We start from the raw sequence: 8,507 nt of genomic DNA, 5'->3' as shown, positions 1-8,507 counted from the left end.
TGACCGGTTCGAAGAAGTTCAGATTTTCACTGACTGGAGAATATATAGTCACGGTCACATTAGGCACGGCGCTCTGTCGGGGCGCAGGCCGTTGCTTCGATCCACGCCGTAGGGGACGAAGCGACAAAGCGCCTCAACTTGTACAACCAATGGAACCGAGGAGCGACTACTGGAAAAACTCCCCGTCCTTTCAACTGCACCCACTTACGCCCGCATCAGATAGACCGAATTGCCTAACTTCCTGGTGTTTTGGTAGGGTGATCACGAGAGCGATTGCCGTCATGCAGATCAAAGCTCAGGTCAAGCAACGGCTATCGCCGTCACACTACATGGGGAATTCGGGCTTCAATCCTTACCGGCAAATCCGGTCTTAATCAAATAAGCCAAGGTTGTTCTTTACATCACCGCGGCTGGATATAACCGATCTAACACGATGAAAAGTCTGCTGTTCCTATGTTTATTCCTCGCCATGATCGGTGGGGGTATCGCTCTTATTTTAGAGTCCAACCCCGAGCTCATCGAAAAAGCAAAGTCGCTCACTAAGAATGTGAGTTCTGGTGACACAAATACAAAGACTACTTATGACAGCCTGGCAGATTTCACGAGTTCAGGCGGTGGTAACTACAACGCGCTGCCTTCCAATCCAACAGCGGGACCGAGTGGCATGAAGAGATTTATTGAGATGTGCCTGAGTGCGAATGAGCAGTTCTCTATTATTCCTTACCCACTCAACACCTCGATTTCAGACAAGCAAAACCGCAAAATCGATGTCACCATTTTAGGTCGAACTCCCGACCACATAGAGGTCTATCGTGCTGACATCGCCTCGAATCTTAAAATTGAAATGTCATTGCTCGGCAGCAGTTCTCAAGCTCGAATAGAAAGCCTTCCTTTATTGAGTAGCACTGAGGTGTCCTATCTAAAGAATAAAAAGAAGGAGGTAGCACGACTCATTCAATCATCGGAACAATTTATGGCCGATGCTGGAAACTCGGAAATCCCTAAATCCAAACAGCGCGCAAACGCCAACGAGGCTGAAAAACTAAAGAATAAGTATCTGGAAATATACTCAGACATCCTACCTACTCTGCAAAAGGCAGGTTTCTAGGCTCACGCAGCTGGATTTGCCTCACCTTCTCTTTTACCAGCAGCTAAAGCAAGGCTGCTCGACGTAGCGATTTGAGAATCGAGTAAACGGCTAAAGTGACCACCGATCGTCGCCAATTCCTCGAACGAGCCCTGTTCAAGAATCTTCCCCTTCCCCAATACCACAATCCGATCGGCATTGCGTATCGTACTCAATCGGTGGGCGATCGTAATAACAGTACGCCCCCGAGACAGTCTATCCAAGGCCTCTTGAATCTGGGCCTCGCTTTCGTTGTCTAGCGCTGAAGTAGCCTCGTCGAGAATGAGCAATTGCGGATCACGCAAAATAGCGCGTGCAATCGAAATACGTTGGCGCTGCCCACCGGATAAACTGACACCACGCTCCCCGATCACAGTATCATATCCGTCTGGTAAATCCCTGATAAATTCATCCGCGTTCGCGGCCTTCGCAGCAGCAATGACTTCTTCGTTTGTTGATCGCTCGCGCGCAAATCGAATATTATCCAATATAGATCCCGACAGCAGAATATTGTCCTGCATCACAATGGCGCAACGCTGCCGCATCTTGCGCATATCTAGCTGCTCAAGGGGCACTCCGTCGATTTCGATTTGGCCACGCTTGAGCGAATAGAGCCCAAGAACGAGGTTGGCTAAGGTGCTCTTACCCGATCCTGAAGCACCGACTAGAGCCACACTTTCACCCGAACGTATGCGTAGGTTGAAGTCTTTAAAAATGAGCTGATCTTCTTTACCCGGATAAGCGAAATCCGCATCTATAAATCGGATATCTGCACGCATGGGCGATAGCACTGTCTTGCCTTTCCAATTCTCTACATAATCGCACGCAACCAGCTCGCGAATACTCGTGAATGCTTCTTGTCCGACCATGTATTGCTCGAGGGACTGGGCGATCATTGTAAACGGCTGCATAATGATGGGTAGCGCCGCAACAAAGGCAAAGAGTGCACCTATCGTGAGATAGCCTTCCAAGACCATGTAGGCTCCAATTGACACCACAAATAGACTCACCAGCGAGTTGCTCACAAAGAGAAAGGTCCCGAAAACACTGCCCATACTGAAGAGTCCAAAACGCGCCTCGGCAAGACGCAGATTAAACGACGATAGACGATGTTCAGCTTTACGCTCTTCACCTAGACTCCGCACTAACGGTAAAGCCGAAATCATTTCATTAGCACTGCCCGTCAGGGATTCCTGAGCCAGGCGCATCTCACGATTTTTTTGATGAAGGCGCTTTTTAAATAGCTCCCGTGTTACGTGCAGCAAAGGTATGATAATTAAGGCTACAGCCGCCAGCCTCCAGTTCAGGATCAGCATCAAAATCGTCACACTCAGCCCGCTGAAGATCGCTGGTATGATATTATTTAGAATGTTCAGCATCACATCCTGAACTTTCTGAGAATCGAAAGCATATTTCGATAAGAGCCGACCCGTGGTACTCTGGTCTAAATACCCGAAACTTAGAAACTGCATACGATTAAAAACGCGGCTCCGAATATCGCGAACTAGAGTCGTAATCGCATAGCCCAACATACGCGCCGCACCGATGGCACAGCCGGTATGAATCATAAGTAGCGATACAAAAATTAACGCCGTTACCACGATTCCATACACACTCCCCGATGGAAGATGCACATCGATCATCGCTCCAAACAACAGAGGAAGCGGCGCCACCACTATACTCCTAATAACCGCAAGCAGCATGCCCCAGCGAAAGCGCCCGAACTCGAGCAACACAAATTTCAAAAGTGAATCCGCCTTTTCGATACTTTTCATAAAAGGACCTGGACTATCTAGCCTCCGCTTCTTCGACGTCTCTTGTCCGCAACGAGCGGCGCGCGACTAGATCGATCGGGGTCAAATCGTGGACCATAATCTCTAGATCCACCTTACTTCCGACAACGGGCTCAACAGGAAACGAGTCAATCGTCACCAGTATTTCAAACTGTGCCTCAGAATCCGGGCTTACTCGATAGGCGTCACGTATTACGCGTGACACACGCCCCGTCATATAGCCCTCAGAGGAGGACTGATATACATGCGACTCAAGGCGAACCTCAAGACCCTCGTGCACTAAGTCTATATTGCGGTCAGGAATGTATGCTTCGACCTCATACTCACCACTCAAATCGGCAATTCCAAGCAAAGCATCACCTCCAGATACGCGAGCATAGCGGTGGTGAGCATACACGTCGGTGACAATGCCGGAAATGGGTGCTCGAATCTCCAAAAGAGCCTGTTCGCTACGCAGTAGAGATAGCCTGTCATTTAGTAGCTCTATCTGGGCTCGGGCAAAACGCTGCCACTCTCTTTCTCTATCTGTATACACATCGGTTAATCCAGACTCTTTCTGGTGTAAAATGCCCTCACGTGAAAACCCTTCCATACGCACCTTCAAAGCTTCGATTACCTTTTCGGTAGCTTTGAGCTTAGATACGCCCCCACTGTCTAAGGCCTCACTATAGATTTTCCGGATGCTCTCATACTCACTCTCTATCTCGCGTTGGAGAGCAAGAGACTGTTCGACCGCAAAACTCTCAGGGATTCCCTCAGTGATCTCCAATTCACGCAGTTTGATCTCAGATTGACGGATCTCATGAACAAACCCTTCGATATCTTGTTTTGCGGCCAAGACAGCCTCATCAATCTCTGGATTCTCCAAGCGCAATACCACGTCACCCGCGACAACCTCCGATCCTGGCAACACCATCACCTCGGCCACCCTGCCTTCAAGAGGAGCATATAATGTTGCTGCGACAGCCGGCTCGATCACTCCGGTGGCCCGCGTGGTGACCTTCATATCATAGATAAATAAACAGGCAGCCAGGAGTAACAGGCCCAGCGCGACGACGCCTGATAAGCCCACAGCAATTCCCCGTTTTTTCTTTTCTTTCATCACAATCTTCTGACAAAAACACCACAGAGTGATTTGATCCGACATATAATATCAAAAATAAAGCCAAAAACCTATGGATAGAGACGCCCTTAATATGTAAGAAAACACCAAGCGATGATTACACCTTCTCCCATCTTGATTCACCACGTGCGGCTTCCACGCATCAAAGCCCGGAATTATGCGCGAATGAAGGCCCCCTATACCCGTCTTTACTGGCATTCAGATGGAGGGAGTTACATCACTCCAGATGGAGAGACGGAATTTGAACTCCAGTCAGATAAACTCTATCTGATCAGAAGGAATGTGAACTACTCCGTACGAAATATTCAGCCCTTTCGGCACTTCCACATCGCCTTTCAATGCAGTTGGGATATCCAAGGCAACATCTACGCATTGCCGATCAGAGACGAGGCGAAGAACACGATTCAACAGATTATTGATTTGGGCCACAAGGAGTCGGAATCTCCCGAGACCGCTTTCCTCGCCTACCGGCTCCTATTTTTAGTCCTCGACGAACTCCCAGCTGATCAACGCGCCCCGCACACCGCATCCCTGCGCCTGAGCGCAGCATTCAATCAACTCCTGCAAAATGCTGTCTCTGGGATCAGTAACGCGGCCCTTGCTGACACCGCAAACATGAGCGTGAATCATTTCATCCGCAGCTTCAAAACTGCTTACGGGATCACACCTCAGCAATACATAATAGTGAAGCGCTGCGAGGTCGCCACAGCCCTCCTCAATCGCCCTCAGTTCAGCATCGAACAAATCGCAGATCTATCCGGTTTCTACGATCGATTTCATCTGACTAAGGTGTTCAGAAAATACCGTGGCATCACCCCGGCTGCTTACCGAAAAAATCGAGAATTAGACTAACGTATCTATTTGATATACGCTTATAAAAAATACCCGCGCTGCCTTTCGCTGATAGACCTACCCAGTTTTTCCATCACTTGCATAATATCTTCCCACACCATGCGTTTCGCCTGATTGGTGCCATTATGGAGTAGGTAGGATGGGTGGTAAGTCGGCATGACTGGAATACCCTCAAACTCGTGCCACTGACCGTGCACCCGGCCGAGTGAGAAATTATCCTCGCCGAAAAGCAACCCCTTTACCGCCGTCTTGCCGAGAGCAATGATTACCTTTGGCTTCACGATCGCGACCTGTGCCTTGAGGTAGGGCAGGCAAAAGGCAAGTTCTTCACTGGTCGGAGGGCGGTTACCGAAGCGTTTCCCGGTGTCCGGCCGCCAATTCATGATATTCCCAACATACAGTTCGTCACGAGTCCAGCCCGCAGTCGCCATGATCTTATCCAACAATTGGCCAGCCGGTCCGACGAAAGGCTCACCTTTTACTGTCTCATCGGCACCCGGAGCCTCCCCACAGAGAAACACCTCCGCATCCAAACTTCCAACCCCGTAAACGATCCGCTTACCCCTGGGCGTATTTTGGTCGCAGACAGGGCATGATAAGACCCGCTCTTTGAGCCAGTCCCATTGCTCCTGTTTAGAACCATCGGGTAGTTCAATGCTGGGCGGAGCCGGAAAGGCCGATTCAGACGGGGTTAATCTAGGGGCCTGCTCTTGGACTAGAGACGCTTTATCCTGCATCGACTGCTCAAATACACTCGGGCCTTCTTGATCGCGCCGTGTTACTTTAAGCAATGGCCTAGACTCTTTTCCTTCTTCTGCAGGATGCGTAGCCATGTGCGAAACAGCATCTTGGAGAGACTGGAGCCGTTCAGGCGCCAAGAGCACGTGCTCCTCTCCGGAACGCTTCAGTTGCTTAAACTCCATTACCAATGCTTCGATTGCTTCGCGCATCCAGCGAGTCAACGCAGCTCTTGAGACGACACAACCGAATAGCGGGCCACTGTGACACAAAATTGAGACAGGGCCGCACCTCAACCAACCGCTTGAAAAGCCGCATATTCGAGTTATTTCGTTCTATAATTGAATTCAAGGGTCGAAACAATAGGTCGATTCTCTGGAACCATCATTGCTATACACGGTTAAACACAAAAACATTATGCTCTTCCTTATATTAATTGTCCCCACCTTCATCCTTGGAATCTGGGCGCAAATGCGTGTCAGCAGTACTTATAATAAATGGAGTAATGTTCCATCGCGTGGAGGCATCACCGGCTCTCAAGCAGCCTCTTACGTCATGCGTCAAGCAGGCATCAACGATGTAGAAATCGTTCCAATCGAAGGCCATTTGACCGACCATTACGACCCACGAAATAGACGATTGGCTCTGAGCAAAGAGAACTATTTTGGCACCTCACTCGCAGCCTTGGGTGTGGCCGCTCATGAAGCAGGTCACGCGATACAGCACAAAGAAAGCTACGGACCCCTGGAAGCACGGATGGCCTTGGTCCCAGTCACAGGGTTTGCTAGCCAGATCCTGCCTTTTATCATCATAGCCTCTCTGTTTGGATTTTTAGGCCCCTTTGCGGGACCTGCCATCTGGATTGTAATCGGATGCTATCTCGTATTGACCGTCTTTCAACTCATCACCCTCCCAGTGGAATTTGATGCATCGAAGCGCGCCCGGGAGCACTTGCTCAGCTTGGGAATCATTCAAAATGAGGAGCGCCAAGGGGTGGTTTCTACCTTGAATGCCGCTGGATGGACTTACGTTGCTGCCTTCGTCTCCAGCTTGATGACCTTGGCATATTATATCCTGTTGGCTAGACGGGACTAGTTCACAGATTCCACTCTATCGATACCCTCTTCTTTCAAGAGATTGTATGGCAAATGCCGAACAAGCTCTTTTGTTAGCTCTCTCAAATCGACGGGTTTTGTCAGGAACCCCGCCCCACCGGCTTGCATCGCGAGGCTCCGATGCTCCTCAAATGCATTGGCTGTCAAAAAAACGATCGGGACGTCCCTCAAGCTGGGCTCTGCGCTAATGCGCTCTGCGGATTCTAGACCATCCATCTCCGGCATTTGCATATCCATCAAGATGAGATCAGGAACTTGGGCAGATGCTTGCTGCCACCCGTCTTTCCCATTCGAAGCCAGGGAAACCGAGATACCCATTTTCTGGAGCATGATGGCAATGAGCTTCTGATTCGCCTTCCCATCTTCTACGACCAAGACCTTAGTAGAGGTTTCAAACCTCACCTTCAACGGATCAAAGTCATTTTTCTCTGCGATTGCCTCCTCTTCCAGCTCAGCTTCGTCATGGGGAATCTTCAAGGTAAAGACAGAGCCACCGGTCTCAGAGCTCTTCAAAACGATATCTCCGCCCATTAAACGGGCTAACTCCCTAGAAATTGACAACCCAAGCCCAGATCCGCCGAACTGCCGCGTCGTAGTTGAATCGGCTTGTTCGAAAACCTCAAAAACAAGACGACGCTTCTCTATTGGGATACCAATCCCCTCATCCTCGACCTCAAAATACCACAGAACCCCATTCCGCTTCGCTCTTAACGTGACCCGCTTGCCCTTGGGGGTAAACTTTATGGCATTACCTACCAAATTGGTTAGAATCTGATTTAACCGAGTCACGTCCACCCAAAGTCCGACATCGGTTTCAGGTCTAGCTTCGAGCACAAAATCAATATGCTTTTCTTCAGCTCGACCACGATACAGTCCGTGGAATTCCCGGAGGAAATTCGCCAGATGAATCGGAGTAGATACCAGCTCTATCTTACCCGAGTCGATCTTTGACCAGTCTAGAATGGAGTCAATGAGCGACGACAGATGGCGTCCAGCTCGAAGCACGATACCTATATGCTCATTCGATGCCTTGTCCGAAGGGATCGAATTCCTAGAGAGTAATTCTGAGAAACCAATAATAGCATTGAGTGGCGTCCGGATCTCATGGCTCATTGTCGCGAGAAAGCGCAACTTGGCCTGAGCACTCCGCTCGGCAAGTTGTCGATGCCGCACTGCCGAAGCGCGCGCTTTTGACGCCAAAAATGCCAAGGCCAACAAAAGCACGACCATAATTAACAAACAGATGATCGTCACCGTAACCAATTTGACTGTCTCCGAAAAGGCGTTGGAGAGTCCGTCGCGACGTTGATTGAAAGAATCGTAGACAAGGTTGCTGAGATCAAACATGAGCAGTTTCACCTCATGGGCTCTCCCACTGAGCTCCATTAAAAGCGCCCGCATCGCCTCACGATCCCCAGCATCAGCCCGCGCTACAAGCGGCTCTATGGAATAGAGATAATCGCGCTGCAATTTGAAGTCATCATAATGCTCAGTTTTCTCGCGCAACAATTTCGCAGTAGCTCCGGTGTATAGTATATCAATTCGGCTGAGTAATATCTCGTAGCGAAAGAAAATCTCAGACGTATCAGTTTCGAAAGAGTTTTCTAGCCCTACTTGTTTAGCTAGCTCTTGATATTCAAGATAGTATTTATAAACGTGAAGATAGTGATTGTCATGTGCGACAGGGTGTGACCAGAGGTGCGGGGAGTCATGCGGCCTCTTTGAGCCATTCTTGACTTTCGATGTAGGTGGCGCGGTGG

Annotated in this window: 7 protein-coding genes; 3 read left to right on the top strand and 4 right to left on the bottom strand. The window is 49.5% G+C overall.

The features are described from left to right. Positions 1 to 433 precede the first annotated feature (433 nt). Complete coding sequence (locus HRU10_14315; GenBank protein NRA28405.1) at positions 434 to 1,108, top strand: hypothetical protein; 675 nt, start codon at positions 434 to 436, stop codon at positions 1,106 to 1,108. Positions 1,109 to 1,110: 2 nt separating this feature from the next. Here HRU10_14315 and HRU10_14310 read toward each other — a convergent pair whose 3' ends face one another. Both HRU10_14310 and HRU10_14305 read right to left on the bottom strand, forming a co-directional pair. Beyond that, positions 1,111 to 2,901, bottom strand: a complete 1,791-nt coding sequence (locus tag HRU10_14310; GenBank protein ID NRA28404.1) for an ABC transporter ATP-binding protein — start codon at positions 2,899 to 2,901, stop codon at positions 1,111 to 1,113. Between the two features lie 13 nt (positions 2,902 to 2,914). After that, positions 2,915 to 4,021, bottom strand: coding sequence for an HlyD family efflux transporter periplasmic adaptor subunit (locus tag HRU10_14305; protein ID NRA28403.1), 1,107 nt, complete (start codon positions 4,019 to 4,021; stop codon positions 2,915 to 2,917). Positions 4,022 to 4,135: 114 nt separating this feature from the next. Between HRU10_14305 and HRU10_14300 the strand changes: the two genes are divergently transcribed. After that, complete coding sequence (locus HRU10_14300; protein NRA28402.1) at positions 4,136 to 4,894, top strand: helix-turn-helix transcriptional regulator; 759 nt, start codon at positions 4,136 to 4,138, stop codon at positions 4,892 to 4,894. A 20-nt stretch (positions 4,895 to 4,914) separates the two neighbouring features. Here HRU10_14300 and HRU10_14295 read toward each other — a convergent pair whose 3' ends face one another. Then, positions 4,915 to 5,844, bottom strand: a complete 930-nt coding sequence (locus HRU10_14295; GenBank protein NRA28401.1) for a uracil-DNA glycosylase — start codon at positions 5,842 to 5,844, stop codon at positions 4,915 to 4,917. A gap of 205 nt (positions 5,845 to 6,049) precedes the next feature. Between HRU10_14295 and HRU10_14290 the strand changes: the two genes are divergently transcribed. After that, positions 6,050 to 6,727, top strand: a complete 678-nt coding sequence (locus tag HRU10_14290; GenBank protein NRA28400.1) for a zinc metallopeptidase — start codon at positions 6,050 to 6,052, stop codon at positions 6,725 to 6,727. On the opposite strand, the gene HRU10_14285 is transcribed toward HRU10_14290, so the two are convergent. Further along, positions 6,724 to 8,507 (bottom strand): response regulator (locus HRU10_14285; GenBank protein NRA28399.1); only part of this gene is annotated, 1,784 nt, incomplete at its 5' end. The genes HRU10_14290 and HRU10_14285 overlap by 4 nt on opposite strands.

The sequence above is a fragment of the Opitutales bacterium genome (genome assembly GCA_013215165.1).
In the GTDB taxonomy this organism is placed as follows: domain Bacteria; phylum Verrucomicrobiota; class Verrucomicrobiia; order Opitutales; family JABSRG01; genus JABSRG01.
The sequence above is the reverse complement of the archived record's forward strand: the minus strand, read 5'-3'. Positions and strand labels throughout refer to the sequence as shown.